Annotated in this window: 21 protein-coding genes; 12 read left to right on the top strand and 9 right to left on the bottom strand. The window is 70.5% G+C overall.

Going from position 1 to position 26,574, the window contains the following annotated elements:
- Positions 1 to 3: 3 nt before the first annotated feature.
- The gene (locus tag D7223_RS15460) at positions 4 to 642 is read right to left on the bottom strand and encodes a PadR family transcriptional regulator (RefSeq protein ID WP_120729094.1); all 639 of its coding nucleotides are present in this window, start codon (positions 640 to 642) and stop codon (positions 4 to 6) included.
- A 175-nt stretch (positions 643 to 817) separates the two neighbouring features.
- On the opposite strand from D7223_RS15460, the gene D7223_RS15455 reads away from it, so the two are divergent.
- From D7223_RS15455 to D7223_RS15445, 3 genes are all read left to right on the top strand, one after another.
- Positions 818 to 1,273 carry a DUF5318 domain-containing protein gene (locus D7223_RS15455; protein ID WP_120729093.1) on the top strand — a complete coding sequence of 152 codons (456 nt, stop codon included), beginning with the start codon at positions 818 to 820 and terminating at the stop codon, positions 1,271 to 1,273.
- 197 nt (positions 1,274 to 1,470) lie between these two features.
- Complete coding sequence (locus D7223_RS15450; protein WP_120729092.1) at positions 1,471 to 4,401, top strand: transglycosylase domain-containing protein; 2,931 nt, start codon at positions 1,471 to 1,473, stop codon at positions 4,399 to 4,401.
- 123 nt (positions 4,402 to 4,524) lie between these two features.
- A complete protein-coding gene (locus D7223_RS15445; protein ID WP_120729091.1) occupies positions 4,525 to 6,033 on the top strand; it encodes a glycosyltransferase family 87 protein in 1,509 nt (502 codons plus the stop codon).
- Between the two features lie 5 nt (positions 6,034 to 6,038).
- Here D7223_RS15445 and D7223_RS15440 read toward each other — a convergent pair whose 3' ends face one another.
- Positions 6,039 to 8,345, bottom strand: coding sequence for a hypothetical protein (locus tag D7223_RS15440; protein WP_238162002.1), 2,307 nt, complete (start codon positions 8,343 to 8,345; stop codon positions 6,039 to 6,041).
- Complete coding sequence (locus D7223_RS15435) at positions 8,342 to 9,133, bottom strand: deoxyribonuclease IV (protein WP_120729090.1); 792 nt, start codon at positions 9,131 to 9,133, stop codon at positions 8,342 to 8,344. The genes D7223_RS15440 and D7223_RS15435 overlap by 4 nt, the downstream gene beginning before the upstream one ends.
- 636 nt (positions 9,134 to 9,769) lie before the next feature.
- Here D7223_RS15435 and rpsF point away from each other — a divergent pair.
- The 4 genes from rpsF to rplI all read left to right on the top strand — a co-directional run bounded on the left by rpsF (position 9,770) and on the right by rplI (position 11,434).
- Positions 9,770 to 10,060 (top strand): 30S ribosomal protein S6, encoded by a 291-nt coding sequence (gene rpsF / locus D7223_RS15430; protein WP_120729089.1) that lies wholly within the window; start codon positions 9,770 to 9,772, stop codon positions 10,058 to 10,060.
- A gap of 98 nt (positions 10,061 to 10,158) precedes the next feature.
- Positions 10,159 to 10,692 (top strand): single-stranded DNA-binding protein, encoded by a 534-nt coding sequence (locus tag D7223_RS15425; RefSeq protein ID WP_186832304.1) that lies wholly within the window; start codon positions 10,159 to 10,161, stop codon positions 10,690 to 10,692.
- Positions 10,693 to 10,733: 41 nt separating this feature from the next.
- Positions 10,734 to 10,973 (top strand): 30S ribosomal protein S18, encoded by a 240-nt coding sequence (gene rpsR / locus D7223_RS15420; RefSeq protein ID WP_007073789.1) that lies wholly within the window; start codon positions 10,734 to 10,736, stop codon positions 10,971 to 10,973.
- 14 nt (positions 10,974 to 10,987) lie between these two features.
- Positions 10,988 to 11,434 (top strand): 50S ribosomal protein L9, encoded by a 447-nt coding sequence (gene rplI, locus D7223_RS15415; protein WP_120729088.1) that lies wholly within the window; start codon positions 10,988 to 10,990, stop codon positions 11,432 to 11,434.
- A gap of 136 nt (positions 11,435 to 11,570) precedes the next feature.
- On the opposite strand, the gene D7223_RS15410 is transcribed toward rplI, so the two are convergent.
- On the bottom strand, positions 11,571 to 13,220 hold the full coding sequence (locus D7223_RS15410; RefSeq protein ID WP_120729087.1) for a hypothetical protein: 1,650 nt from the start codon (positions 13,218 to 13,220) through the stop codon (positions 11,571 to 11,573).
- 394 nt (positions 13,221 to 13,614) lie between these two features.
- Between D7223_RS15410 and dnaB the strand changes: the two genes are divergently transcribed.
- Complete coding sequence (gene dnaB / locus D7223_RS15405; RefSeq protein ID WP_120729086.1) at positions 13,615 to 15,021, top strand: replicative DNA helicase; 1,407 nt, start codon at positions 13,615 to 13,617, stop codon at positions 15,019 to 15,021.
- 117 nt (positions 15,022 to 15,138) lie between these two features.
- Positions 15,139 to 15,951, top strand: a complete 813-nt coding sequence (locus D7223_RS15400; protein ID WP_120729085.1) for a hypothetical protein — start codon at positions 15,139 to 15,141, stop codon at positions 15,949 to 15,951.
- Between the two features lie 161 nt (positions 15,952 to 16,112).
- Here D7223_RS15400 and D7223_RS15395 read toward each other — a convergent pair whose 3' ends face one another.
- The 5 genes from D7223_RS15395 to D7223_RS15375 all read right to left on the bottom strand — a co-directional run bounded on the left by D7223_RS15395 (position 16,113) and on the right by D7223_RS15375 (position 21,837).
- Positions 16,113 to 16,793 (bottom strand): maleylpyruvate isomerase N-terminal domain-containing protein, encoded by a 681-nt coding sequence (locus D7223_RS15395; protein ID WP_120729084.1) that lies wholly within the window; start codon positions 16,791 to 16,793, stop codon positions 16,113 to 16,115.
- An 88-nt stretch (positions 16,794 to 16,881) separates the two neighbouring features.
- Positions 16,882 to 17,298: a TFIIB-type zinc ribbon-containing protein gene (locus tag D7223_RS15390; RefSeq protein ID WP_120729083.1), complete on the bottom strand. Its 417-nt coding sequence runs from the start codon at positions 17,296 to 17,298 to the stop codon at positions 16,882 to 16,884.
- A 22-nt stretch (positions 17,299 to 17,320) separates the two neighbouring features.
- Positions 17,321 to 17,953, bottom strand: coding sequence for a phosphoribosyltransferase (locus D7223_RS15385; protein WP_120729082.1), 633 nt, complete (start codon positions 17,951 to 17,953; stop codon positions 17,321 to 17,323).
- A 10-nt stretch (positions 17,954 to 17,963) separates the two neighbouring features.
- Complete coding sequence (locus tag D7223_RS15380) at positions 17,964 to 19,265, bottom strand: glycosyltransferase 87 family protein (protein ID WP_120729081.1); 1,302 nt, start codon at positions 19,263 to 19,265, stop codon at positions 17,964 to 17,966.
- Between the two features lie 52 nt (positions 19,266 to 19,317).
- Complete coding sequence (locus D7223_RS15375; RefSeq protein WP_420330314.1) at positions 19,318 to 21,837, bottom strand: putative bifunctional diguanylate cyclase/phosphodiesterase; 2,520 nt, start codon at positions 21,835 to 21,837, stop codon at positions 19,318 to 19,320.
- Positions 21,838 to 22,300: 463 nt separating this feature from the next.
- On the opposite strand from D7223_RS15375, the gene D7223_RS15370 reads away from it, so the two are divergent.
- The 3 genes from D7223_RS15370 (at position 22,301) to D7223_RS15360 (ending at position 26,566) form a co-directional block, all read left to right on the top strand.
- Positions 22,301 to 25,345: an AfsR/SARP family transcriptional regulator gene (locus tag D7223_RS15370; RefSeq protein WP_120729080.1), complete on the top strand. Its 3,045-nt coding sequence runs from the start codon at positions 22,301 to 22,303 to the stop codon at positions 25,343 to 25,345.
- Between the two features lie 262 nt (positions 25,346 to 25,607).
- Positions 25,608 to 26,099: a cyclic pyranopterin monophosphate synthase MoaC gene (moaC, locus tag D7223_RS15365; RefSeq protein WP_120729079.1), complete on the top strand. Its 492-nt coding sequence runs from the start codon at positions 25,608 to 25,610 to the stop codon at positions 26,097 to 26,099.
- Positions 26,096 to 26,566: a MogA/MoaB family molybdenum cofactor biosynthesis protein gene (locus tag D7223_RS15360; RefSeq protein WP_120729078.1), complete on the top strand. Its 471-nt coding sequence runs from the start codon at positions 26,096 to 26,098 to the stop codon at positions 26,564 to 26,566. The genes moaC and D7223_RS15360 overlap by 4 nt, the downstream gene beginning before the upstream one ends.
- Positions 26,567 to 26,574: the final 8 nt, after the last annotated feature.

The raw sequence follows: 26,574 nt of genomic DNA, 5'->3' as shown, positions 1-26,574 counted from the left end.
TCATCACGGCCGCTCTTTCCTGGTCTCTCCAGGCGGAGGCGGGCTGTCGTTATCTCGTCGGCCACCGGCCGTCCCGGGCTGCGGGACCGTCGGGGCACGGCCGGAGCGCTCGTTGGCGATGAGCTCCTCCAGCCAGCGGACCTCGCGCTCACAGGCGTCCAGGCCGTGGCGCTGCAGTTCCAGGGTGTACGCGTCGAGGCGCTCGGCCGCGCGGCCCAGCACGTCACGAAGCCCTTCGCGACGTTCCTCGATCTTGCGGCGGCGACCCTCCAGAATGCGGAGGCGGGTCGCCTGGTCGGTCCGGGCGAAGAACGCGAAGTGCACACCGAAACCCGTGTCGTCGTACGTCTCGGGTCCGGCCTGCGCGATCAGCTGGGCGAAGCGTTCCTTGCCCTCCGCGGTGATTTTGTAGACCACCCGGCCACGCCGGCTGGTCAGTGCGGGAACCTCCTCGACAGTGGCGGGCGTCTCGGAGGCCTCGGCGATCCACCCCGCCGCCTGCAACCTGCGCAGGGTCGGATAGAGCGAGCCGTAGCTGATGGCCGCCCGGATCGCGCCGAGCTTGGCGGTGAGCTCCTTGCGCAGCTCGTAGCCATGCATCGGGGCCTCCTGGAGCAGGCCGAGGATGGCGAGTTCGAGCACTGGCCATCCTTCCTTTACCCTGTGCGCGGAGTGCCAACCAACCGCGATGTATCGGACCGATACATCGCACGCTAGCGGATCGCGGTGATCAGGGCAAACCCCCGTTCCGGGTTCCTGCGATCACGCATCGTCACCGTGGTCGCCCCGCCGGATCAGACCGCGTACCCTTCTCCGCATGCGTACGTCTCGTCAGGTCGTCGACTACTCGCTCCAGAAGCGAGCAGTGCTGCGTGAGCTTCACGCGGGACGGGTCGGCACCTACGACGTCTGCGACGCCTCGCCGTACCTGAAGAACGCTGCTCGCTTCCACGGCGAGCCGACCGACCACCGGTGTCCGATCTGCCGGAGTGAGAACCTGACCCACGTCCACTACATTTACGGGGACGAACTCAAGCAGTCCGCCGGCCAGGCCCGGACCTTGGCGGAGTTGCCCGTGCTGGCAATGACGCTGCGTGAGTTCCAGGTCTTCGTGGTGGAGGTGTGTCTCGGCTGTGACTGGAACCATCTCGTCGAGCAGTACCTGCTCGGGCGGGACGGGCTGGCCGAGGACGGGCCGGACCAGGGCGCGGTGGGTGGCGCGGCCACCTCGGCGGCGTCCGTCGGACGGCGAAGGCGAGAGGCTCAACGGTGATCCCAGCTCGATCGGCTGACCCCGGCCAGCGTGTGCACGCCCGGGTCGACCGACGGCTCGTTGGTCTGATTAGCCCGATTGATTCAGAACTGACACCTGTGTCCCGGCGGATCCACGCGGCGACGACGGGTGTCTCAACTCACGGCAACCCGGTGGCCGCGCGACCGCGCTCCACCGCGACCGGCAGGGTGTGAGGAATGAACTCGTACGGCGATCCCAGTTCTTCGCGCGGGCGGGCCCAGATCCCGGGCCAGCACGGTGACCCCGGGCGGGCCGACGACGCGTACCGACGCTCCGGCCCGGACGGGCAGGCGGCCGGCTGGTCGGCCGCCGACGACGCGGCGGCCCCGGGCGGTCGTGCCCCGGTCGCGCCGCGTGCCGCCGGCGGTCGTGCCTCGGTCGCCGGCTCCGCCTCGGTGCCCGGCCCCGGCCGTGGTGCCGCCGGCTCGGCGTCGGTGGGCTCCGCGTCGGTGGGCTCCGCCTCGGTCGGGCGCGCCGGACCTGGGCGCGCCTCGGTTCCCGTCTCCCCGGCCCCCGGTGCCGCGGCGGGCCGGGCCGGCGCGGGACGGGCCTCGGTGCCGGTGTCCCCCGTCGGCGGGCCCTCCGGACGGGCGTCGGTCGGTGCCGCCTCGGTGGGTGCCGCGTCCGTCGGCTCCGCGTCCGCCGGCCGGGCCAGCGTCGGCTCGGCGGCGGTCGGTGGCCGCGCGTCGGTGGCCCGGGCCAGCGTGTCGCCGGCCTACGGCGCGGCGGGTGGCCCCGGCGGCCCCGGTGGGCCGACCGGCCCGGGTCGGGCCGGTCGCGGTGCCGGTGACCCGGACGCGGTGGCCCGGGCGAAGAAGCGCAAGCGGGTCAACATGCTGATCGCCGGGTTCGCGGTGTTCATCATGCTGGCCGGCATCGGCGTGGTCGGCTTCACCTACTACTCGACCAAGGTGGTGCTGCCCAAGGACACCCCGCCGCCCCAGGCGACGTCGCTGTACGCGTTCGACAACAAGACGCTGATCGCGAAGGTCGGTGAGCAGAACCGCACGCTGGTCACCATCGACCAGATCCCGCAGCACGTACGGGACGCGGTCGCGGCGGCCGAGGACCGGAACTTCTACCGGCACTCCGGGGTGGACTACAAGGGCATCGCGCGGGCCGCCTGGAACAACCTCTCCGGCGGCGACAAGCAGGGTGCGTCCACGATCACCCAGCAGTACGCCCGCAACGCCTACGACAACCTGAAGGACGACACGTACGCCCGGAAGGTCAAGGAAGCGATCCTCGCCTCCAAGCTGAACGACGAGTTCAGCAAGGAGAAGATCATGGAGAACTATCTCAACGTGATCTACTTCGGACGCGGCGCGTACGGCATCGAGGCGGCGGCCAACACCTACTTCGGAAAGCCGGCGAAGAACCTGTCGGTGGCCGAGGGGGCGGTCCTCGCGGCGCTGATCAAGCAGCCGCAGGCGACCGCGACGCACCGGGGGTACGACCCCTCGGTCAACCCGACCGACGCCCAGTCGCGCTGGCAGTACGTCATCAACGGCATGATCGCGGAAGGCTGGCTGAACGCCGCCGGACGACCGGCGGCACCGACCGAGTACCCGACCGAGATCAAGAAGACCAACGGCACCGGTGTCGACTTCGGCGTCGACACGCCGTACGGCAACGTGATCAACTATGTCAAGGCCGAGATGCGGGACAAGGGCATCTGCGTCGACAGCGAGGCGCAGGTCACCGAGAAGAAGCCGCTCTGCTCCCAGGCGCTGATGGAGGGCGGCTACCGGATCCGCACCACCATCGACAAGAAGATCCAGGCGGCGGCGGTGGAGACGGCCCAGCGCAAGACCAAGGGCTCCGAGCTCGCCGGCCAGCCGAAGAACCTGATGGCCGCGGTGGTCGCGATCGACCCGCAGAACGGCCGGGTGCTCGCCTACTACGGTGGCGACAACGGCACCGGCACCGACTACGCCGGCAAGAACACCGACTCCACCGGCGCGGTCACCGGTGGCCACCCGCCGGGGTCGAGTTTCAAGATCTACACGCTCGCGGCGGCGCTCCAGGCGGAGAAGTCCCTCGAGTCGGTCTGGAAGGGCAAGGCGTTCAAGCCTACGGGCACCTTCAAGGTCAGCAACGCCGGCGACGACAACCCCGCCTGCGGTGACTCCTGCTCGCTGACCGTCTCCACGCTGAAGTCGCTGAACGTGCCCTTCTACTACGTCACCGAGGACATCGGCCCGGACAAGGTCGTCGACATGGCCAGAAAGGCCGGCGTCACGATGATGTGGCGCTCCGACACCAACCCGCCCAAGGGCTACGACCTCACCAAGGAGGACCCGAAGAAGATCGCACCGGATCCCTTCTTCCACGTCGTCGGCTACGGCCAGTACCCGATCACCGTGCTGGACCACGCCAACGGCGTCGCGACCTTCGCGGCGCAGGGCAAGTACAACAAGGCGCACTTCCTCTACTCGGTGCACAAGCAGGACCCCAACACCGGGAAGTGGCGACAGCTGGTCACCGAGAAGCTCCAGACCGAGCAGCGCATCGACCCGAAGGTGGTGGCCGACGTGACCTCGGTGCTGGAGCGCTACCCGGGACAGGTGGACCACCGGCTCGACGACGGTCGCAAGGCGGCCTCCAAGACCGGCACCTGGGAGCTCAAGGAGAACAGCGAGGAGAACGGCGACGCGTGGATGATCGGATACACGCCGCAGATCGCCACCGCCGTCTGGGTGGGCAACGTGCAGGAGCGCAAGCCGCTGCGCCTCAAGGACAAGCGCAAGGTCAGCGGTGGCAACCTGCCCGGAGACATCTGGGAACGGTTCATGGACGAGGCGCTCAAGGGCAAGGACAAGCTCCCCTTCCCGCCGGCGGCCAATGTGGGTAAGGACGACAGCGGCAACGGCGTCAAGCCCGTCGAGCCGCCGCCGCCCGCACCGGGCCAGCCCGGCCTGCCCGGCCAGCCGAACTGCGGTCCGCTCGAACTGTTCTGCCCGGACGGCGGCAACAACAACGGCGGCAACAACGGTGGAAACAACGGCGGGGGTAACAACAACGGCGGCCAGCTACCGACCGAGCCGACCAGGCCCGGTGGCGGAGGCGGCGTGCTACCGACCAGCCCACCCCGCGTACGCGGCTGATCGACCCTGACCGCCGCCGGCGCCCGGAGAGCACCACTTCCGGGCGCCGGCGGCGTCTCGCGTACCGGCATCTTCGCGTCGGGACGGGACGGGGACCCCCGGCGTACGGCAGGATGCACCCTCATGAGCACGCAGTCGACGCGCGGCATCGACGACACCGGTGCGGCGGACCACCCGTCCCGATCCGACGGCTTCGTCCGTGGCCTGTCCGGGGTCATCGGCGGCCCGCTGGGCGACCACGCCACCGCCCTCGACCGGCCCGCCGGCCGGGAACGACGGTTCTGGACGGCGAGCCGGATCGTCCTGGCCCTGGTGTGCCTGACCCTGGCGCTGCACTGGGTGCAGAAGTCGCCCTGCCAGGACGGCGCCTGGCAGAACAACGTGCAGTACAACCGGTTCTGCTACACCGACGTGCTGGCCCTCTATTACGCCGAGGGCCTCAACGAGGGCAAGGTCCCCTACCGGGACCACCCCGTCGAGTACCCGGTGCTCACCGGTTACTTCATGGGCGCGCTCGGGCTGCCGGTGCACGCCCTCGGCGTGGACGACCCGTCGATCAACCAGGGCCAGTGGTTCTACAACGCCAACGTCCTGGTCCTCGGCGCCCTCGCGGTGGCCACCGTCGCGGTGCTCCTCGCCCTGCGCCGCCGACGACCCTGGGACGCCGCGCTGTTCGCCCTGGCCCCCGCACTGCTGCTCACCGCCACCGTCAACTGGGACCTGCTGGCCATCGGCCTGGCCGCGTTCGGGTTGCTCGCCTGGGCCCGCAGCCGGCCCCTGGCCGCCGGCGTACTGCTCGGCCTGGCCGGGGCGGCCAAGATGTGGCCGCTGTTCCTGCTCGGGCCGATCCTGGTGCTCGCCCTTCGTGCCGGTCGGATCCGGGCCGCCCTCACCGCCATCGGGGCGGCGCTGGCGTCACTGGTCCTGGTGAACCTGCACGCCGCCACCACCTACCGGGAGAACTGGGACCGCTTCTTCGAGCTGAACACCGAGCGGCCGATCGACTGGGGCACGCTCTGGTACATCGGCCGCTACCTGGACGGGAAGACCGGCAGCGGCGACCCGGCCGACCTCGGGCCGTTCGAATGGCTGAACGTCAACATCCCGGTGCTCAACAACCTGTCGTACGCCCTCTTCGGGCTTGCCTGCCTGGGCGTGGCCGCGCTGGCGCTGATGGCGCCGCGCCGGCCGCGCCTCGCCCAGCTCGCCTTCCTGGTGGTCGCCGCCTTCCTGATCTTCAGCAAGGTGTGGTCGCAGCAGTTCGTGCTGTGGCTGCTGCCGCTCGTGGTGCTCGCCCGGCCGAAGTGGGGCGCCTTCCTCGCCTGGCAGGTCGCCGAGGTCTGCTACTTCGCGGCCTTCTACGGCGAGCTGCTCGGCGCGGCCACCAGCCGTCCGGTCTTCCCGGAGGGCGTGTTCGTGTTGGCCGCCTCGCTCCGGCTGGGCACCGTGGTGCTGCTCTGCGTGCTGGTCGTGCGGGAGATCCTGCACCCCGAGGAGGACGCGGTGCGGGCCACCTACGACGACGATCCGGACGGCGGCGTCCTCGACGGCGCGCCGGACGTCGGATGGCTGCACCGATGGCGGAAACGAGAGACCACAAGCGAGCCGTCACCCGAGCCGGTCACCGTCTGACCGGCTCACAACCGGTAGACGACCACCTCGCCGATCTCCTCGCGGGTGATGCCCAGCCCGTCCACCGGCGCGTCGATGCTGATCTCCCACGGCGTGCCGGCGACCTGGTCGCGCATCACCAGCACGTTGCGGACGCCGAGGACCCGCAGGAAGTCCACACTGGTCTGGTCCGGGAAGGCGATCGTCACCCGACGTACGTCGTCGAGCTGCCGCGGCGTGAAACCGCTGCCGCCGTTCACGATGTCCTGGAAGTGGGTGGTGGACCACAGCATCACCGGCTGGTCCAGGTTCTGGCTGCTCGGCAGCACCAGCAGCGGGCCGTCCACGGTACGCATCGCGGCCGGCTGCGCCGGCACCACCGGGTGCGGCGTGGTGTTGAGCCCTTCGGCGATCACCAGCACCAGCGGCAGCAGGGTGGCCGCCCGCAGCCAGGGGCTCGGCCACGAGGGGATGCGCTCGGCGGAGATCTCGCGGACCCGCGCGGCGAACGCGCTCACCGCGCCGGCCGCCAGCAGACCGAGGAACAACGTGCTCCACAGCATCAACCGACCCGGGGTACGCAGGCCGTTCCAGCCGGGAAGGTGCTCGAACAGCGGCACGTAGGTGAACGTGCCACCGAAGAACTCCGTCCCCATGGCGAGAATCATGGTGACCACGACGCCGGCCAGCAGCAGCAGCCGGTGCCGCAACCGCCACACCGAGAAGAACACACCACCGGCGGCGAGCGCGTAAAGCACATAGCCGGGCAGCAGGGTCATCTCGGGATGCCACGGCAGCGCCGCCCGGGCCCCCTCGTGCAGGGCACCCCACACCCGCGACTCGCCCGGCGCGGTCAGGAACCCGCTCGCCGGCGGCGAGAACAGGGCGATGTCACCGACCGAGCGTTCCGCCTGCGGGTGCAGCTCCGCCACCTTGAAGTACGGGATCGCCAGCAGCACGCCGATCCCGCCGAACAGGGCCCCGCCGACCAGGTCCGCGACCAGCAGCCGGGTGCCGAACGGCCGCTTCACCGGCCGGACCACCCACCGCCGTAGGCACCACGTCACGGCCGCGACCAGCACGGTCCCCGCCAGGAAGTACGCGAACGGCAGGCCGATGCCGAAGCCGAGGCTGAGCTGCCAGGCCGCCACCAGCCAACCGGTGTAGACCCAGCCGTCGTGCCGGCGCTCCGGCCGGTAACCGTGCCGCAACGACCAGCCGTGCCCCCGGGCCAGCATGGCCAGCGCCAACGGGATGCCGCCGTTGGAGATCACGTGCAGGTGCCCGGCCTGGGCCAGCAGCCAGGGTGCGTACGCGTAGCTCACCCCGGCCACCGCGCCGCCGATCCGGCCGGCACCCAGCTGCCGCGCCAACGCGTACGCCCCGAACGTGGCCAGTGCGTGCGCCAGCACGAACATGATGTTGTAGCGCAGTACGGCCGCCTCGGGGCCGGTGCCGATCATCCCGGCCGGGGCGTAGCCGAGCAGGGTGTCCGAGAAGGCGAAGCTCCACGCCTCCGGGAAGAAGGCGTTGGCCTGCCACAGCAGCCCCGGGTTGGTCAGCAGGGCGTGACCCGACCAGGCCATCTGCCACGCCTGGAGGCTCGGGTCCCAGTAGTCCTGCGGCAACGTGTAACTCGGGTAGCGCAACGTCGGCCAGGTCATCAACACGGCCAGCGCCAGCGCGCCGTAGGCCGCCAGGCTCCACTCGTGAACCAGCACCCGCCCGGCGGCCCGCGCGATCCGGCGGGGCCGCGACGGCACCGGCTCCGGCGCGGGCGCGAAGGCGACGAACGGGTCCTTGTCCTCCGTACCGTCGCCGGCACCCTTCCCGGCGGCCTCGTCCGCGTCACCGGCCGTCCCGGTTTTGCCGGTTTTCGGGGTCTCACCAGGCTTGTCGGTGTCGCTCGTCTCGCCGGACGTCTCGGCCTTGCCGGCGGCGGTCGGCTTGCCGGTGGATCCGGGCGCGCCGGTGTCGCTCGGCTTGGCGGTCTCATCCGGCTTGGCGGTCTCACCCGGCTTGGCGGCGTCGCTCGGCTTGCCGGCGGTGGTCGTCCCGCGGCGGTCCCGCTTTCCGGCGCCGTTCCGGCCGGCCTTCTTCGCGGCGGTGGCCGCCTCGTTCGCGGCGGTCGGCTCCTTGGCGGTGCTGGCCGGTCTCCGCGCGGCACCGGTCGGCTGCTCGGCGGTGCTGGCCGGTTTCCGCGCGGCGTCGTCCGGTTCGGCCACGGCGTCGGCCGACGTGGCGGCGACCGGAGTACCGCCGGCAGCGGTCCGCCCTCCGGCGTCGGTCCTCGGGGCGGTGGTGCCGCGGCGGGCGGGCTGGTCGGTGGTCATGCCGTGCGGATCTCCGTGCCGAGCCGCTCGCGGAGGAAGGCGATGTCCGCGCCCTGACCGTCGACGCCACCCGGCGTCTCCACGACGACCGGCGCGTCGGCGCCCCGGATCACCGCCACCACCAGGTCGGGGTCGATGGTGCCCCCGCCCAGGTTGTCGTGCCGGTCCTGACCCGAGTTGAACGCGCCCTTGGAGTTGTTGGCATGCACGAGGTCGATCCGCCCGGTGATCGCCTTGACCCGGTCGACCAGGCCCAGCAGATCCTCCCCGCCGGCGTGCGCATGGCACGTGTCGAGGCAGAAGCCCACCTCGTGGTCGCCCAGCGCGTCCCACAGCCGGGCGAGGGCGTCGAGCCGCCGGGCGCAGGCGTTGTCACCGCCGGCGGTGTTCTCGATCAGGACGGGCACCCCGAAGCCACCCGAGTCGGCCGCGTACGCGAAGGTCTTGCGCCAGTTGTCGAAGCCGACCGCGGGATCGTCGCCGGCGCTCACGTGGCCGCCGTGCACGATGAGCCCCTTGGCGCCGATCGCGGCGGCCGCCTGGGCGTGCGCCAGCAACAGCTTGCGGCTCGGGATCCGGATCCGGTTGTTCAGGGTGGCGACGTTGATGACGTAGGGCGCGTGCACGTAGAGGTCCACCTCGGCGGCCCGCAGCCGGTCCGCGTCCGCGCGCGGCTTCGGGGCCTTCCAGCCCTGCGGGTCGGAGAGGAAGAACTGCACGGCCTCGGCCGCTCTGGCGCTCGCCTCCGCCAGCGGGTCGGTCGAATCGACGTGTGCTCCGATGCGCATGCAGGCGAGCCTACGTCCCGTCCCTGACGAACGGATCGACGGCGGGGCACGGGTCGCCGGATCCGTCACCGGAGCGCCGCGGTGTTCGTTGAGAAGGTGGGATCGACGGTCGGTCGCACCGGGAACGGCACCGGGTTCGCCCCGGCCGCCGGCAGGGCCGCCGATCCGGTCCGGAGGCGACGCCCGCCGCGCGGCCCGGTGCGGCGGGTTCGCGACACTCCCGGGCGAGCGCGACGACGAAAACTTTTGTCGGCAATTTTCCGGTTTCTCCGACAAGGCGCCAAGAGTCGGGATAGTGTCCAAATCACAACATGATAAAGCTCCGCGGGGCGTCCGTTGTCCAACCTCATCGGTGTGGTCGTTCCTCCCCAGGTCCCACCCAAGGAATGCGGACGGGACGCCCCGCGGCCTCGTGGTGACGGGGGCCCGCTTCGACAGCGACGTCGAGGTGGGCCCCCGTCGCCGCGTACCCGGAGGGGGACTCCCACCTGCGCGGGCATGATCGTCCGGACCGGGTATCCTGGTCCGGTTGTCCGCGTCCGGCCGGGTTCCCCCGGGCACCGGCGCGGGCCACGACGCACGACCTCCTGCCACGGAAGGACCGTGGCCGCATAGCCCACAGGAGGTGAGCACGTCTTGCGTCATTACGAAGTCATGGTGATCCTCGACTCCAGCCTCGAGGAGCGCACCGTCGCCCCGTCGCTCGACACGTACCTGAACGTGATCCGGACCGCGGGTGGCTCGGTGGAGAAGACCGACGTGTGGGGCCGCAGGCGCCTCGCGTACGAGATCAACAAGAAGACCGAGGGCATCTACGCCGTCATCGACCTGCAGGCGACGCCTGCGGCGGTGGCCGAGCTGGATCGTCAGCTGCGACTCAACGAGTCCGTGCTGCGCACCAAGGTCATCCGGCCGGAGATGCGCTAAGCGTCCAAGATGCGCTGAGCATCCAAACCCCGGTTCGCCCGGATCAGCCTCATCGGCACTGTCACACGGCTCTGAGAGTCTGTACGGCGCAACGATGAGTGCGCGAGGAGATGGTCATGGCAGGAGACACCACCATCACGGTCATCGGCAATCTGACCGATGACCCCGAGTTGCGGTTCACCCCGTCCGGTGCGGCGGTCGCCAAGTTCCGGGTCGCTTCGACGCCCCGGTTCATGGACAAGACCACCAACGAATGGAAGGACGGCGAGCCGCTCTTCCTGGCCTGCACCGTGTGGCGGCAGGCGGCGGAGCACGTCGCCGAGTCGCTCCAGCGGGGCGCCCGCGTGATCGTCTCGGGTCGGCTGCGTCAGCGGTCGTACGAGACGCGCGAGGGTGAGAAGCGCACCGTCATCGAGCTCGAGGTCGACGAGATCGGCCCGTCGCTGCGCTACGCCACGGCGAAGGTGCAGAAGATGTCGCGCTCCGGTGGCGGCGGCGGAGGCTTCGGCTCCGGTGGTGGCGGTGGCCAGGGTGGCGGCGGAGGCAACTTCGACGACCCCTGGGCTTCGGCTGCGCCGGCTCCCTCGCGCGGTGGTTCGGGCGGCAACTTCGACGAGGAGCCCCCGTTCTAATGGCGCCGAGCGCCCGCGATCGCAAACCAGGAGCAAGGTCAATGGCCAAGGCTGCGGCACTTCGCAAGCCGAAGAAGAAGGTGAACCCGCTCGACAAGGACGGGATCACCTATATCGATTACAAGGACACCGCGCTGCTGCGCAAGTTCATCTCCGACCGCGGCAAGATCCGCGCTCGGCGGGTGACCGGCGTGACCTCGCAGCAGCAGCGGCAGATCGCCCGTGCGGTCAAGAACGCCCGTGAGATGGCGCTCCTGCCGTACACCGCCACGGCCCGCTGAGAGGAGGCACCGAAATGAAGATCATCCTGACTCAGGAGGTGTCCGGCCTCGGGACCCCCGGCGACATCGTCGAGGTGAAGAACGGCTACGGCCGTAACTACCTGCTCCCGCAGGGCTTCGCCATCACGTGGACCAAGGGCGCGGAGAAGCAGGTCACCTCGATCAAGCGGGCCCGTTCGGCCCGGGAGATCCGTGACCTCGGGCACGCCAACGAGGTCAAGGCGCAGATCGAGGGCCTCAAGGTCAACCTGAGGGTCCGCGCCGGCGACGGCGGTCGGCTCTTCGGCTCGGTCACCCCGGCCGAGGTCGTCGACGCCGTGAAGGCGGCCGGCGGCCCCGCGCTCGACCGCCGCCGGCTGGAGATGCCCGGTCACATCAAGTCGACCGGCACCTACCAGGTGAAGATCAAGCTGCACCCCGAGGTGGCCGCCACGTTCGACCTCAACGTCGTCCAGGGCTGACACCCACCAGCACCATCGACAGGGCTCGCACCACGCCGGTGCGGGCCCTGTTCGCTGTTCCGCCCGCCCGAGCGTCGACCCGTCGCGGTCCGGCCAGGTCGCCGATGCCCCCGCCCGCCCGCGCCGGTCGGTGCGGTCAGCCGATCGGCTGACCCGTCACCGCGCTGATCATCACCGTGGACAGCCCACCGCCCACCACCGCCGCCGCCGCGGCCACCGTGACCGACCGCCACGTCGTACCGACCCGGCGCAGCAGCAACGCGACCACCAGGCTGCTCGCCAGCGCCAGCCCGAGCCGCGGCAGGGCCTCCGCCAACGATCCCAGCGCCCGCGACCGTGGTGAGTCGCACCCGCCACCGCTGATGTCCGTCACGCAACCAGCCGGCGCCTGACCGTCCAACGTCAGCAACCAGAGGAAGACGACCATCGCCGGCAACAGGTAACAGGCGGCCGTGTAGAGCAACGGCCGCCACGGACCCCCCGGATCCGGGTCGAGCAGGTCGTCCTCGAGACGGCGCGACCAGGCGCCCGCCCCCACCGGATCGATCCGCCGCCGTACCCCCGCCGCGGCGACGCCGCGTGCGCCGCCGCCCACCGGCTCCGGTCGGCGGCGCGGTGCGGCGCGCGGACGGGGCGCGGTGTAGCCGACCACCGGCGAACGTGGCGCCGACGAGGGCGGATCCACCCACCGCGGGTCGTCCCCCGCCAACCGGGTTCCCGGCCAGAACCCCTCGTCCCGCTCCGGCCAGCCCCGACCCGATCCACCACCGGAGCGGGGCGAAGCCGCCCGGTCCCATCCGACGTCGCCGCTGTGCCCGTCCCGCTGCCGGATGTCGTCGACCCGCTCCCACGGACCGGTGCCGTCCGGCTGGTACCACTGCCCGGTGTCGTCGGGGCGGTCCCACTGCCCGGTGTCGTCCGGCCGGTCCCACCGTCCGGTGTCGTCGGGGCGGTCCCACTGCCCGGTGTCGTCCGGCCGGTTCCAACGGGAGCCCGCCACCGAACCGTCCCAGCGGTCCGGCTCCCCGGCCGGCCGCCACGCGTACACACCGGAGGCGTCCCACGGATCCACCTCGGGCGTGGGCGCCGGCTCCGCCGATCGCCGAGCCCCCCGTTCCCAGGGATCGACCGCGGGTGGCGCCTCCGCCACCCGACGGCTGCGCCGGGTGGGACGCTCCACCTCCGCGACCGCACCGGTCACCTCGTCCGCGTCGTCCAGCCCCGACCAGACCACCTGGGGCTGGCGGGACGGCGACCGTCGGGGACGGCTCTGCGGGCCCGCGACACCGGAGACCGGGCCGTCGTCAGCCCGCCGGCTGCCCACGTAACCCTGGTCCTGCGGGCGGTCGAAGGTCCATTCCCGGGTGTGGTCCGACTGCGGCTCGGGCAGCGGAGCCGGCGCCGCGCCGATCGCCGGCAGCTCCCGCCGCGCGGGCTCGCCACCCCGTCGCCAGGTGCTGGTGGTCTCCGTGCCGCGCCATCCACCCGACCACGGCCGCTCCGGCTCGTAGTCGTCCGCACGGTCGTTCTCGTCGTCCGGGGCGGCGTGCCGGCCGCCGCCGTCCGCGCTGCGTACGCCGGACTCCAGAGCCCACCGGGGAAGGTACGCCTCGACCGGCTCCTGCTGGCCGCGTTCGATGGCCCGACGGCGGCTCGGGGTGCGGTAGACACCGGTGCCGGCCGCGTAACGATCGACCGGAGGCGGATCGGCGGGCTCGTCCCAGGGAGCGACCGTGCGTCGCTCGCGCGGACCATCCTCTCCGCGATCCCAGTCCCGGTGTCTCACGGCCGGAGCGTGACCCTTCTCAACCGAAAGCGCAATCCGCTGTGCAGGTGTAGCCGTTGGGGGAGATAGTACGGGACGAATGAGGTCGGAGTCTGACCAAAATATTCTCCCCCACAGACTGTGGACAACGTTTCCCCAGCTCAGGCCACAGATCGGCCAGAATTCCCCAACGGTTGTCCACAGCCTGTGCACACACTGCGCACACGTACGCCCACCGTGTCCACAGGTTGTCCCGAGGCTTGTCCACCGCCGCTGTTGAGGCGCTGACCTCGGAGTCCGTATGGTTGGCCACCGACCGACCGGGCGATTACCCCCGATCGACCGGCAGGTCGTAGTTGTCGCACCCCGGCGGTAGAGCTTGGGGCGAGCATCCGACGGCGTGGAGGGGGGACCCGTGTCGGTCACCGACGACATGCGCGCGGAGCCGCGCTCCGGCGGGCAGCAGTCCGCGCCGCCGCCGCGCGACGGCCAGTTCGACAAGACCCCACCACAGGACGTCGCCGCCGAACAGTGCGTGCTCGGCGGCATGCTGCTGTCCAAGGACGCCATCGCCGACGTCGTGGAGATCCTCAAGACCAACGACTTCTACCGGCCGGTGCACGCCACCATCTTCGACATCATTCTGGAGATCTACGGGCGTGGTGAGCCGGCCGACTCGATCACCGTCGCCGCCGCGCTCGCCGATTCCGGTGATCTGGTCCGGGTGGGCGGTGCGCCCTACCTGCACACCCTGATCGCGAGCGTGCCCACCGCCGCCAACGCGGCCTACTACGCGCGGATCGTCAGCGAGCGAGCGGTGCTGCGCCGCCTGGTCGAGGCCGGCACGAAGATCGTGCAGCTCGGCTACGGCACCAACAGCGGCGGCAGCCGGGACGTGGACGACGTCGTCGACCTCGCCCAACAGGCCGTCTACGACGTCACCGAACGCCGGGTCAGCGAGGACTTCGCCGTCCTCGCCGACATGCTCCAGCCCACCCTCGACGAGATCGAGGCGGTCGGTGCCCAGGGCGGCATGATGACCGGGGTGCCGACCGGCTTCACCGACCTGGACCGCCTGCTCAACGGCCTGCACGCCGGGCAGTTAATTATCGTGGCCGGCCGGCCGGGCCTCGGCAAATCGACCGCAAGTATGGACTTTGCCCGAAATGCCGCTATTCGCGCCAACCAGGCGGCGGCGATCTTCTCGCTCGAAATGAGCAAGGTGGAGATCGTCATGCGACTGCTCTCCGCCGAGGCCCGGGTGCCGCTGCACGTGCTGCGCAGCGGCCAGCTCTCCGACGACGACTGGACCAAGCTGGCCCGGTGCATGGGTGAGATCAGCGAGGCGCCACTGTTCGTGGACGACACGCCGAGCATGAACCTGATGGAGATCCGGGCCAAGGCGCGGCGGCTGAAGCAGCGGCACGACCTGAAGCTGATCGTCGTCGACTATCTCCAGCTGATGACCTCACCGAAGCGCACCGAGAGCAGGCAGCAGGAGGTCGCGGACCTGTCCCGTGGCCTGAAGCTGCTGGCCAAGGAGGTCGAGTGCCCGGTCATCGCGGTCAGCCAGCTGAACCGTGGCCCGGAGCAGCGCACCGACAAGCGTCCCCAGTTGTCCGATCTGCGCGAAAGTGGATCAATTGAGCAGGATGCCGACGTTGTCATACTTCTGCACCGGGACGACTACTACGACAAGGAGTCTCCCCGGGCGGGGGAGGCGGATTTTATAATTGCTAAGCATCGGAATGGACCGACCGACACTGTGACAGTGGCCGCCCAGCTACACCTGTCCCGCTTCGTCGACATGGCGATCGTATGAGGGGTGCTAAACCTCGTCTGTCGCTGGCAGAGATTGATGAGGCCGTTCGGAGGGCGGCAACCGGGGAGAGCCTTACCCGGATCGCGGAGTCCTACGGCGTCAGCAGACAGGCCATCCGTGGCCTTCTCCGCCGACGGGGCGTCCCCGGGCACCGTCGCAAAACTGGCTGAGCCGGAACGTGCGGAAGCCGTCCAACGGTACGCCGAGGGACTGACCGTGAGTGCGGTCGCGAAGATGTTCGGTCTGACAGAACCGGGTATGCGTGGCCTTCTGATCCGCCGTGGCGTCGTACTTCGGAAGGTGGTCCACACCCTTCGGCACGATGCGTTCGACTCCTTGACGCCGGATGCCTGCTACTGGCTTGGGTTCCTCTTCGCGGACGGATGCGTCACCTACCGTGCTGGTCATCTGCCTCAGATCTCTGTCGGACTGGCCGCGCGCGACCGTGAGCATCTCGTCTCCCTCCGTCAGTTCCTCGGATCCAGCAGCAGCATCTCGGCGCCGAGCCGCACCCACGGCTCCTGTCAGTTCTCCGTCCGCTCGGAGAAGCTGGCAGACCGGGTCATCTCGCTCGGACGATACGAGGGTCGTGTGGACGAGCATCTGACCGGATCGCGTGACTTCTGGCGCGGCGTGGTCGACGGGGATGGCTCGCTGGGGATCTATCGACGCCCCGCCCCAAGTTCGGCGACATTCCCGCAGTTCAGGCTGGTAGGCAGTCGGCGACTGCTCGATCCGTTCCGTGCTTTTCTGGTAAGCCAGGGAATCGACGGATTGTCAGTACGACCGCATAAGACGATCTTCACGGTGGGGACAACCTGTAGGCCAGCCGAGATGATCGTGGCTTTGCTGTATGCCGACGCCGCTGTCGCGCTGCCGCGCAAGGCGGCTGTCGCAGCGGCGATCTCGAGGGACCGTTTCCCTCGTTGACAGGTGAAGGTCGGCAGCGCTGTCCGGGATGTGGCATGTGCGACGGGCTCCACGTACCAGGAGAGTTGCCGTGCTGCCCACGGCGGTCGGAGGCGATGAGGCTCCAGCGGTCCACCTTCCTGCAGGTTCCGACAGTCGAGCCGCCTGGCGTCTGACCGACCTCAGCCCAGCAGCGGGAACCACCCGGCCACCTCACCGAGTTCCATCCGGTCGTGGTCGGTCAGCGGCACCCGTCCGGTGGCCTTGAGCAGGTACTCCTCGTCGTCCCAGCCGGCCGGCCGGACCGCGTCGTCGCTGAGCAGGCCGTCCATCGTGGCCACCGCGACCCGCAGCGCGGCGGCGCCGGGTCGTGGGGCGTCCGGCAGGTCGACCACCAGGTCGAGGTGGTGGACGACGGCCTCGGTGGTGAGCGTGGCCAGCAGGTCGCGTACGCGGAGCACATGACCCTGGGTGGTCACGCAGCGGTCCGGGTCCGCGTTGCCGGCGGCGCGGACCGCGGCCGGCGCGGTGTCGGTCCACAGCCGGACGATGCCGGTGGGGCGGTGGAAGGCGGCGGCCGAGCGGCGGACCCACCAGGCGTGCCGGGCCGCGCCCTCGTCGTCGCCCGACCCGGCGCCACGCCAGTAGCTGACGTCGTCGGTGTCGGGCGGGCCGTCCACCGGGCTGGCCAGGGCGACCAGGGCCCGCTGCGCGTCGCCGACCACGTGCAGCAGCAGGTCCGCGACCAGCCAACCGTGGCACCGGGTGGGGCGTTGCAGGTCGCTGTCGTCCAGGTCGGCGACGGCCCGGATGATGCCGTCGTACGCCTGGGCCAACGCGATGTGGTGGCCACCGGACATCATGCCTCGCAGCCTCGCACAGCGGATGCCGGACGGCACGGTGAGCGGTGTCCCGGGCCGGCCGACGCCGGCCCGGAACAGCGGAGCGGGTTCAGCCGAACATCTCGTCCAGGAAGCCCTTGTGCTTCTTGCGCTTGTAGTGGCCGTGGTAGCCGTGGTGCTGCTGCGCGTGCCCGTAGGCGGGCGCGGGGGCCGGCGGGTAGCCGTGCGCCGGCGGGGGCGGCGGGGGGACTGCACCGTAGCCGGGCTGGTGCGGGGCGGGCGGCGGGGGCGGCGGCGGGTAGCCGCCCTGGGCGTAGCCCTGCTGGTGTCCGCCCGGCTGGTGGGCGGGCTGCGAGGGCTGAGCCGGGCTCTGCTGGCGCTGCCAGTTGGCCTCCGCCTCGAACAGCTTCTCCAGCTCGCCGCGGTCGAGGAAGATCCCCCGGCATTCTCCGCACTGGTCGATGACGACGCCGCTGCGCTCGTACTGACGCATTTCTCCGTGACACTTGGGACAGGTGAGGCTCATCTCTCGACGGTACCTGCTCCGGCTAGGCGGTTGCGGTGAGCGCGTCGGCGACTTCCGCGTCGGAGACCTCGTGGAAGTCGTCGTAGTAGGTGCTCACCGACAGGAACTCCGGCGGACGCTGGGCGCAGACGACCTGGTCGGCCTCGGCGGCGAGCATCTCGTACGCCTCCTGGGCGCCGACCGGGACGGCGACGACGACGCGGCGGGCGCCGAGCTGCCGGGCGACCTGGACCGCGGCGCGGGCGGTGGCCCCGGTGGCGAGGCCGTCGTCGACGATCACGGCGGTGCGGCCGGACAGGTCGAGCGGTGGGCGGCCGGCGCGGTAGAGCTTCTCCCGGCGGTCCAGCTCGGCCTGCTCGCGGCGGCGTACCTCGGCGATGGCCGGGGCGTCGAGGCGGGCGGCGACGGCGTCGTTGAGGACCTGCACGCCGCCCGGACCGAGCGCGCCGAAGGCGACCTCGGGTGCCCAGGGCATGCCGAGCTTGCGCACGACCAGCACGTCGAGCGGGGTGCCGAGTCGCTCCGCGACGACCTCCGCCACCGGTACGCCGCCGCGTACCAGGCCGAGGACGATCGCGTCCCGGTCGCCGACGAGGGCGGTGAGCCGGTCGGCGAGCATCCGTCCCGCCTCGGCTCGGTCTCGGTAGGTGGTCATGTCCTCAGGTCTACGCCCCGTCGCGGGTTTCCGCCCGCTGGTTGCCGGATCCCGGGCGATCGAGGGCGGGCGCCCACACCAGGAACGCCAGTGGGTAGAGCAGGTAGCCGAAGCGGGTGGAGGGCATCAGCAGGATCGCGGCGAGCAGCCCGTACCCGCAGACCAGGGCGACCGAGGTGGCGCTGCGCGGCGGTCGGCGGGCGAGCCGGACGGCGATGGCCAGGCCGGCGGCGAGCAGCAGGCCGGCGGCGAGGGCGCGGCCGGCGGGCAGGTTCGCGGCGATCAACTGGCCGGGGAAGGGTGACTGCGCGGGGCTGCTGACCAGGCCGAGGCCGAGGGGGAAGCGGAGCACGTTCTCGATCAGGGCGTCGGAGTCGACCAGCAGCACCGGGAGCAGGGCGGCGATGGGCACGCCCAGTGCACCGGCGGCGACGCGCAGACCGGCGCGGCGGGTCAGGCCCCAGACGATGAGGACGAGCGCGACCGGCCAGGCGAAGAGCTTCAGGGCACCGGCCAGGCCGACCGCGACGCCGGCCCGGCCGGGTCGGTCGACGGCGGCGTAGGCGAGGGCGAGCAGGCACAGGGCGAGGACGGGCAGGTCGTCGCCGCCGGTGGCGAGGGTGAGCGCGCAGACCGGCAGCACGGTGGCGGCCTGGACGCCGCGCAGCACCGGCGCGGTCGCGGGTGCGCCGGCCGGCCGGTGCGTCGACCGGAGGGTGCGTACGGCCAGCGCCAGCGCGACCGCGGTGCCCACCGCGAACCAGACCCGTGCGTCGGTCAACCCGGTGTCGAGCAGCGCACGGGGCAGCCCGAACAGGGCCATGCCCGGTTGGTAGGGGGTGTAGCCGAGGAGCTGTTCGCCGGGGGGCAGGGCGGCGATGGCGTCGTGACCGAGGTACGGGGTGCCGGTGTCGACGAGCCGCCGTCCGGACTCCTCGACGACGACGACCTCCTCCTGTGCCCGGTCGGTCCGTCCGCCGGCCCGCTGGAGGCTCTGCAGGACCACCGGGAGCAGTGCGGTGGCCGTCCAGGCCGACGCGGTGACCACCCAGCGGGCCGGCAGGCCGGCCAGCGGGGACCCGGGGTCGCGGTGGCGCAGCAGCAGTTGGCCGGTCACGGCGAGCGCGGCGACGAGGTAGCCGACGGCGGCGACGGCACCCCAGGCCCGGTGCGGGGCGAGCGTGGAGGTGGCGGCGGTGACCGCGGCGAAGGCGGCGGAGATCGCGTAGAGGCCGAGGTCGACAGCGAGGCCACCGGCGGCGGCGTCGAGGGACCGCCAGCCGTGGCGGCTGGTCGGGGCGGGGGCGGTCACGGCGCCAGTCTGGCAGACGGTTGATCGTGGCGGTCGGGCCCGCCGCGGGCGGTCAGGCGGGCAGGTGCCGATCGGTGCGGCCCCGCGTGGCGGTGCGGCGGCCGGGGGCCAGCCGGATGACCGACCCGCTGTCGTGCAGGGGCGGCGCGAGGACGCCGGGGCTGCCACCGGAGCCCCGGCGCAACGCGGCGAGCAGTGTCCCGGCGGGTGTCGGTCGGGCGAAGAGGTGACCCTGGCCGGCCACGCAGCCCAGCTCCCAGAGCGCACGCCGCTGCGGTTCGTTCTCCACGCCCTCGGCGACGACCGTGAGGTCGAGGCTGCGACCCAGGTCGAGGGTGGACCGGATGACGGCGGCGGCCTCGGCGGAGGACTCCATCGCGGCGACGAAGCTGCGGTCGATCTTCAGCTCGTGCACCGGGATGCGGGACAGCAGGGACAGCGACGAGTAGCCGGTGCCGAAGTCGTCCAGGGCCAGCCGTACGCCCTCGTCGCGCAGCCGGCTGAGCACCCGGTCGACGACGTCGAGCTGGCTGAGGGTGAGGGTCTCGGTCAGCTCCAGGACCAGTCGGTCCGGTGGCAGGTCGTGGGCGCGCAGCCGGGCCAGGACCGAGCCGGGGAAGCGGGCGTCGAGCAGGCTGCGCGGGGAGACGTTCACCGCGACCGGTACGTCGAAGCCGGCGTCCCGCCAACTACCCGCCGCGATCAGGGCCTGGTCCAGGATCGCCTCCGCGAAGGCGGGGAGCAGGCCGGACCGTTCGACGGCTTCCAGGAAGCGCAGCGGGTCGATCACGCCGTGGGTCGGGTGGTGCCAGCGGGCCAGCGCCTCGGCGCCGATCACCACGCCGCTGCCGAGGTCGACGATCGGCTGGAAGTTCACCGTGAACTCGTGGTCGGCGACCGCCCGCGACAGGTCGCCACCGAGGGTGAGCCGTCCCAGGTCCGCGGTGTCCCGGGTGGGCGCGTACGTGGAGGTCCGCTGTCCGGCCCGCTTGGCCTGGTACATGGCGACGTCCGCGCGGCGCAGCAGCTCGGCCATCCCGCCGGTGGCGGGCGCGGCGGCGATGCCACCGCTGGCCTCCACGCTGATCCGCATGCCGTCGAGGTCGAACGGCTCGTGCAACGTGCTCAGCAGGGACTCCGCCCGGTGCGCGGCCACCGCCGGGGCGGGCAGGCCCCGCAGGAGTACGGCGAACTCGTCGCCGCCCAGCCGGGCCACCAGGTCGTCGCCCTGCGCGGCGGCGCGCAGCCGCTCGGCGACCTGGATCAGCACCTGATCGCCGGCGGCGTGCCCGAGCGTGTCGTTGACCTCCTTGAAGTGGTTGAGGTCGATCAGCACCAGCGCGGTGACCCCATCGGCGTGCCGGCTGCTCAACTGCTCGGTGCCCTGCTCCAGCAGGTGCCGGCGGTTGGCCAGCCCGGTCAGCGCGTCGTGGGCGGCGGCGTACGCGTGCTCGTCGGCGACGCGGGCCAACTCGGCGTACGCCTGCGCGTTGCGGACCGCCGTACACAGCGCCGAGGCGAAGGTCCGCAGCGTGTACTGCTCCCGCTCGGACAGCTCCACCGCGCCCCGGAACCGCAACCGCAGCACCCCGACGTCGACCGTCCGGTCGTGCCCCTCCAGCGGGGTGGGCAGCACCGTCCCGTCCACCGGGTCCGGCTCACCGGACGGCCCGTCGTAGGTGATGCCGCCGGCGCCGCCCCGGACCGTCCGGCCACCATCGCGCAGCTCGATCTCCACCTCGTCGGCGGAGAACAGCTCGGCGGCCTGGGTGACGGCGGTGGTGAGCACCTCGTCCAGGTCGACCACGTTGAGCGCGTCGGTGGTGCGGGCCAGGCGCTGCCACGCCTGCTGCTCGGTACGGGCCTTGACCCGGTTGGAATAGAGCAGATGAAGACTGAGCACGAGCGGAGGCACCGCCAGGAGAAGCCGGGGATCGGCGCGCAGGATCAGCAAAGTGATGACGATGAGCACGAAGCGCGCCATGGCGCTCGTCAACCGCATACCCAGGTCGTCGCGAAAGAGCTGTCCGACGCCGGTGCCGGTCGCACGGGCGATGACCGGCAGCGTCAGGAGCTCGTCGAGCACCACGATCACGGCATAGGCGATTGCGATCATACTGATCGCCCGGGTGAGGTTACCGAGGTCGTTGGTCCAACCGAGGATAGTGAGGGTGGTGCCGGCTCCCGCCGCTAGGCACATGCTCTTGGCAACCCCGAAGGCTGCCTTCAACCGGGATAGCTTGATAACCGCCAAGGCGACTGCCACGCCGAATCCCGTGGTCAGGACGACCAGGGGGGTCGGTGCCACGGACAGGCTGAGGATGATCGCCGTCTCACTCCAGGAGATCGCGTGGACCGTCGCGCGGATCCGGACCCGCCACTTGATGGCCATGCCCAGCGCGGCCATGGACGTCAACGCGACGGAGAGTGCCAGGTCGTCACTGGACAGGTCCAACAGGGTAAGCCGGTGCACGGCAACTGTGGCAGCGACCGTCGCCGCGACGCAGACGAGGCCGACGTGCAGCTTCAGCTGCCGTTCGGCCTCTGTCTTGCCTTCTCGCGTTCGCGTCACCGCATCCCTGACTGCTCTGCCCTACTAAGCAGTGCAAAGGTTACGTGCGGCTACGCGTCGACCACAATTGCTCATTGCCATTCGTGCGCAGACATAGCTGATCTCCTCCCGCTCCCCAGCCCGCCGCGATAACGCTCAGAGGGTTTTGCTCCCGAAAGGGAGCCTAGGGGCGGCTAGGAATCTTTTGAAGAAGAAAATGTCGCTATGCGCAACATTAGCTAACCTTCGACGTGTATGTGACGTTCTGTCCACGCTCCTTCGCGGATTGCTGTCGACGGACGCTGTGCGCGATCGTATTGGCGCGCCGAGCCGCCTTGCGGGGCGGCCGGCGTCGCTTACGCGTCCCGCTGCTTCATTGTCGCGGCCTATCGCCTCTGCCGTATCCGTAGTTCGGTTTACCGTGAACCTCCGCTAACGTTCGGTTGTTGCTAGAACTGCGGCCGATTAACAGTCGGGGGGCCGGGTGGAAATCAGGGTTCTGGGCGAGTTGGCTGTCCGGGCGGAGGCAGGTTGCCCGCCCCTCGGCACGCCGAAGCAGAAGGTGGTCCTCGCGATGGTGGCCGTGCACGCAGGCCGGCTGGTGACGGTCGACGAACTCGTGGACGAACTATGGCCGGACCAACCCCCGAGATCCGCGGTCCCGAATGTCCGTACGTACGCCGCCAACCTCAGGCGGATCTTCAAGAGGGCAGGGCAGGGAAGAGAGGCCGTCATCAAGGAAGGGGACAGCTATCGCTTCGGGCTCGGCGAATCCGGTCTTGACCTGATGGAGTTCACCTCGGAGTACGCCGAGGCTCGGGAACTGGCCCGGCGTGGCGACCTGCGGGAGGCCGAGCACCTGACAGCCCGAGCGCTTGACCGTTGGCGGGGTCGCATGCTTGCGGGCCTCTCGCTGGGTCCGTCACTCAGCGCTCGTGTCTCGGGTGCACACGAGCAACGATTGGGCGCCATGGAGCTGTTGGCCGAGCTCAGAATCGAGTTGAAGCGTCCGGAATCGGCGGTTCCGACCGTACGTGAGGTCCTCGCTCTTGATCCCCTGCGGGAGCCTGCCTACGTCCTCCTCATCCGGGCGCTGCGTGCCCAGGGTGATCATGCGGGGGCACTTGCCGTCTTCGAGGCCGCGCGGACGACGTTGGCCGAGAAACTCGGCATCGAGCCCGGAGGTGAGCTGCGAAGGGCAGTCCACACCATCATGGACACGACCCACCCCGCCGGTTCGGTGCCACAGCACCGGACGGCGGCTACTACACGTGACTCCCGGACCGCTGCCCCCGTCAGGCGGGAACCGGCGGTTAACTGGCTGCCCCGGCCGGTGCCGTACTTCGTCGGTCGAGCAGATCTCATTTCCGAGCTGATAGCGGAGACCCGACATCTGGTGGTCCACACCTCGCCGGTGCACGTCATCGAAGGCATGGCTGGAAGTGGCAAGACCACAGCCGCAGTGCATCTGGCGCGTCTGCTGGTGCGTCACCATCAGTACGCGGCGCTCTTCATCGACCTGGGCGGACACGGCGCAAGTGGGATGGTCGATCCCGTCGTCGCACTCGGTACTCTGCTGCGCCAGCTGGGAGTACCGAGCGCTCAGATCCCCGCCGAACAGGACCATCGCGCAGAACTTTGGCGCCGAGAGCTCTCCCGACGCCGAAGTGTCGTGGTTCTGGACAACGCAGCGACCAGTGAACAGGTTCATCCCCTGCTGCCGTCGGAGCCAGGCAGCGTGGTCATCGTCACCACCCGTCGCAGGCTCGACGGCGTTGACGCGAGCCCGCCGTGGCTACTCCCGGTCCTGAGGCCGTCAGAAGGGCTGGCTCTCCTCGAATCGGCAGTTGGCAAAGAGAGGATATCGGCAGAGCCCGAGGCGGCGGCGATGGTGATACGGAGCTGCGGTTACCTTCCCCTGGCCATCCGGCTTGCCGGTGCCCGGCTAGCGCACCGTCCCGCATGGACGGTCAGGGATCTGGCCCGGTTGCTGGACGACACCGCCGACCGTCTGGGGCACCTCGCACTACGGGAGCGATCGGTGGCCGGGGCGTTCGCGACGTCGTACGGATCACTGAGCTGGGAGGGCCGGCGTCTGTTCCGTTTCCTGGCTGTCCACCCCGGTCCGCATTTCACGGTAAAGGTGGCTGCGGCGATCCTCGGAGCGGACCTGTCCACCGCCGCGCGAGTGCTCGACGAACTGATCGATTGTCACCTCGTCGAGGCGGTGCAGGGCGGACGTCACCGGATGCACGATCTCCTACGTCGATACTCGGCCGACCTGTCGATGGACATAGACACAGCGGAGGAGCGAGGGCGAGCGCTCGAACAACTCCTCGACGTCGTTCTGCATGACTGCCTCGATGCCGCCGATGCACTTGAGGGTGATCTACTTCGTGCCCACGTTCCGACCGAGCCCCCTCTTCGTACCGACCTCGCCGGTCTGCTCGGTGAACAGAAAACGGAGTGGATGGAAGAGGAGCGGTCCAATGTCGTTGCTCTCGTGGTGGCGGCGCACGAGGAGGGCCGGAGCTTCTACGCCTGGCGGCTGGCGCGGGCCATCTGGCGCTTCTCCTACATCCGTGCCTACTTCGACGACATCGTCCTGAGTCATCGACATGGGCTGGCAGCTGCCGAGGAGTCAAAGGACCTGACCGGCATCGCGTTGATGAACAACTACATCGCGTCTGCATACGTGCGAAGGGGCAAGTACGGTGATGCCCTCAAGCATCTGACCGCAGCCGTCGCTGCCTGCGAAAAGCAGGGAAACCGGTCGAATCTCTTCCGTTTCCGGGCGAACCTTGCTGCCGTGTACTGGCTCCGCGGAGATTTGGAAGAAGCGGTCTCAGTTGGCGTCGCCGCGCTGCGTGATCCACGCGGATACGGTGATCACGAGGTGCCGAGTGGCCTGGCTAACCTGGGGCTCGCGTTGGCCGGTCTGGGCAGATACAAGGAAGCGCTTCGCATTCATCGCCTACACCTGTATAAGGGGCGAGTACACCGAGACTATTTTCACATACTGAACGCCATGGGGCACATCGGATCGATAAAGGCAAGAATGGGAGATTACGAGTCCGCGATCCGGCTGCTCCGCGCAGCGATGTCGTTGCGCGACCGCACAGGTCACCGGTATGCCGAGGCGGAGGTGCAAAATGACCTCGGCGTCGCGTTGATCGGCCTCGGTGACATCTCCGCCGCCACTCGACAACATGAACTCGCGCTGCGGCTGGCAATCGAGTCGGGCGAACAGCATGTGGAGGCAGCGGCACTGAACGATTTGGGGCGAGCCTTGGCGCGGTCGGGAGACGATTCGAGGTCCGTCGAGATGTTCAACGCAGCCCTGCGTGTGGCAACACGGATATCCCACCCCTATGAGCAGGGGCGAGCGCTGGCCGGGTTGGCCGGGCAGTTTGTCGGGACGGATCCCGTCGGGGCCCGGCGGCACTGGGAGCGGGCCCTGGCGATCTTCGACCGGATGGGCGTGCCGGAGCGGTTCGAGGTGGCGAAGCGACTGGCTGAGTGCGCCTGACCTGCTGTCGCGGCGCTTATCGATTTCTTATCGCCGGGCTCGCTAGCGTGGCGCGGTACGGCGATCGGGGGAGGTCCTGCGACGAGGGCTCAGGACCTTGGTCGTCGACACGCCCGCCGTCGGGGTCTACCCCAGCGGGCTTCGGCGGCGGGTCGGCGAGGGAGGGGCGGCGTACGACGGCACGTCGACGTGCCCGGTCGGACCGCTCCTCCCGAGCCACACCGCCGCTCGTGCGTCGTACCGGAAAGATAGGCTCGCGGCCGTGACCGATCCCGCACAGCTCACCCACGTCGACGCGGCCGGTGCGGCCCGGATGGTCGACGTCTCCGCCAAGGAGGTCACCGGCCGGTCGGCGGTGGCCGCCGGGCGTCTGCGCACCACCCCGGAGGTGGTGGACCTGCTGCGGCGCGACGGTCTGCCGAAGGGGGACGCGCTCGCCGTCGGTCGGCTGGCCGGCATCATGGGCGCGAAGCGCACCCCGGATCTGATCCCGCTGTGCCACCCCATCGCGCTGCACGGTGTCACGGTCGATCTGGCACTCACCGCCGACACGGTCGAGATCACCGCGACGGCCCGGACGGCGGACCGCACCGGCGTGGAGATGGAGGCGTTGACGGCGGTCGCCGTCGCCGGGCTGGCCCTGGTCGACATGGTCAAGGCGGTCGACCCCGCGGCCAGCGTGGACGCCGTCCGGGTGCTGCGCAAGAGCGGCGGCAAGACCGGCGAGTGGAGCCGCCCGGAGGACCGGCCGTGATCCGGGCGCGGGTGGTGGTGGCCTCCAACCGGGCCTCCGCCGGGGTCTACGCCGACACCAGCGGCCCGCTCCTCGTCGCCGGTCTGCGTGACCTCGGCTGTGCGGTGGACGACCCGGTGGTGGTGCCGGACGGCGATCCGGTGGGTGCGGCGCTGCGGGCGGCCGTCGCCGACGGGGTGGACGTGGTGTTGACCAGCGGCGGCACCGGCATCAACCCGTCGGATCGCACGCCGGAGGTCACCCGGGCGCTGCTCGACCACGAGGTTCCCGGGATCGCCGAGGCGATCCGCGCGCACAGCCGCGACAAGGTGCCGGCGGCGGCGTTGTCCCGTGGGCTGGCCGGCGTGATCGGCCGCACCCTGGTGGTCAACCTGCCGGGCTCGACCGGCGGGGCCCGCGACGGGCTCGCCGTGCTCGGGCCGATCCTCACCCACGCCGTCGACCAGCTCCGCGGCGGCGACCACTAGGGAAGCGC

This window comes from Micromonospora endolithica (assembly GCF_003626595.1).
Taxonomy (GTDB): domain Bacteria; phylum Actinomycetota; class Actinomycetes; order Mycobacteriales; family Micromonosporaceae; genus Micromonospora; species Micromonospora endolithica.
Note: the sequence above shows the minus strand (reverse complement) of the source record. Positions and strands in the feature narration are given on the sequence as shown.

Excerpts from the sequence above, each read along its gene's own strand:
- D7223_RS15385 (WP_120729082.1), bottom strand. The coding sequence starts at position 17,953 with ATGACCACCTACCGAGACCGAGCCGAGGCGGGACGGATGCTCGCCGAC.
- D7223_RS15440 (WP_238162002.1), bottom strand. The coding sequence starts at position 8,345 with ATGACCACCGACCAGCCCGCCCGCCGCGGCACCACCGCCCCGAGGACC.
- D7223_RS15395 (WP_120729084.1), bottom strand. The coding sequence starts at position 16,793 with ATGATGTCCGGTGGCCACCACATCGCGTTGGCCCAGGCGTACGACGGC.
- rplI (WP_120729088.1), top strand. The coding sequence starts at position 10,988 with ATGAAGATCATCCTGACTCAGGAGGTGTCCGGCCTCGGGACCCCCGGC.
- D7223_RS15390 (WP_120729083.1), bottom strand. The coding sequence starts at position 17,298 with ATGAGCCTCACCTGTCCCAAGTGTCACGGAGAAATGCGTCAGTACGAG.
- D7223_RS15445 (WP_120729091.1), top strand. The coding sequence starts at position 4,525 with ATGAGCACGCAGTCGACGCGCGGCATCGACGACACCGGTGCGGCGGAC.
- D7223_RS15435 (WP_120729090.1), bottom strand. The coding sequence starts at position 9,133 with ATGCGCATCGGAGCACACGTCGATTCGACCGACCCGCTGGCGGAGGCG.
- D7223_RS15450 (WP_120729092.1), top strand. The coding sequence starts at position 1,471 with ATGAACTCGTACGGCGATCCCAGTTCTTCGCGCGGGCGGGCCCAGATC.
- D7223_RS15455 (WP_120729093.1), top strand. The coding sequence starts at position 818 with ATGCGTACGTCTCGTCAGGTCGTCGACTACTCGCTCCAGAAGCGAGCA.
- rpsR (WP_007073789.1), top strand. The coding sequence starts at position 10,734 with ATGGCCAAGGCTGCGGCACTTCGCAAGCCGAAGAAGAAGGTGAACCCG.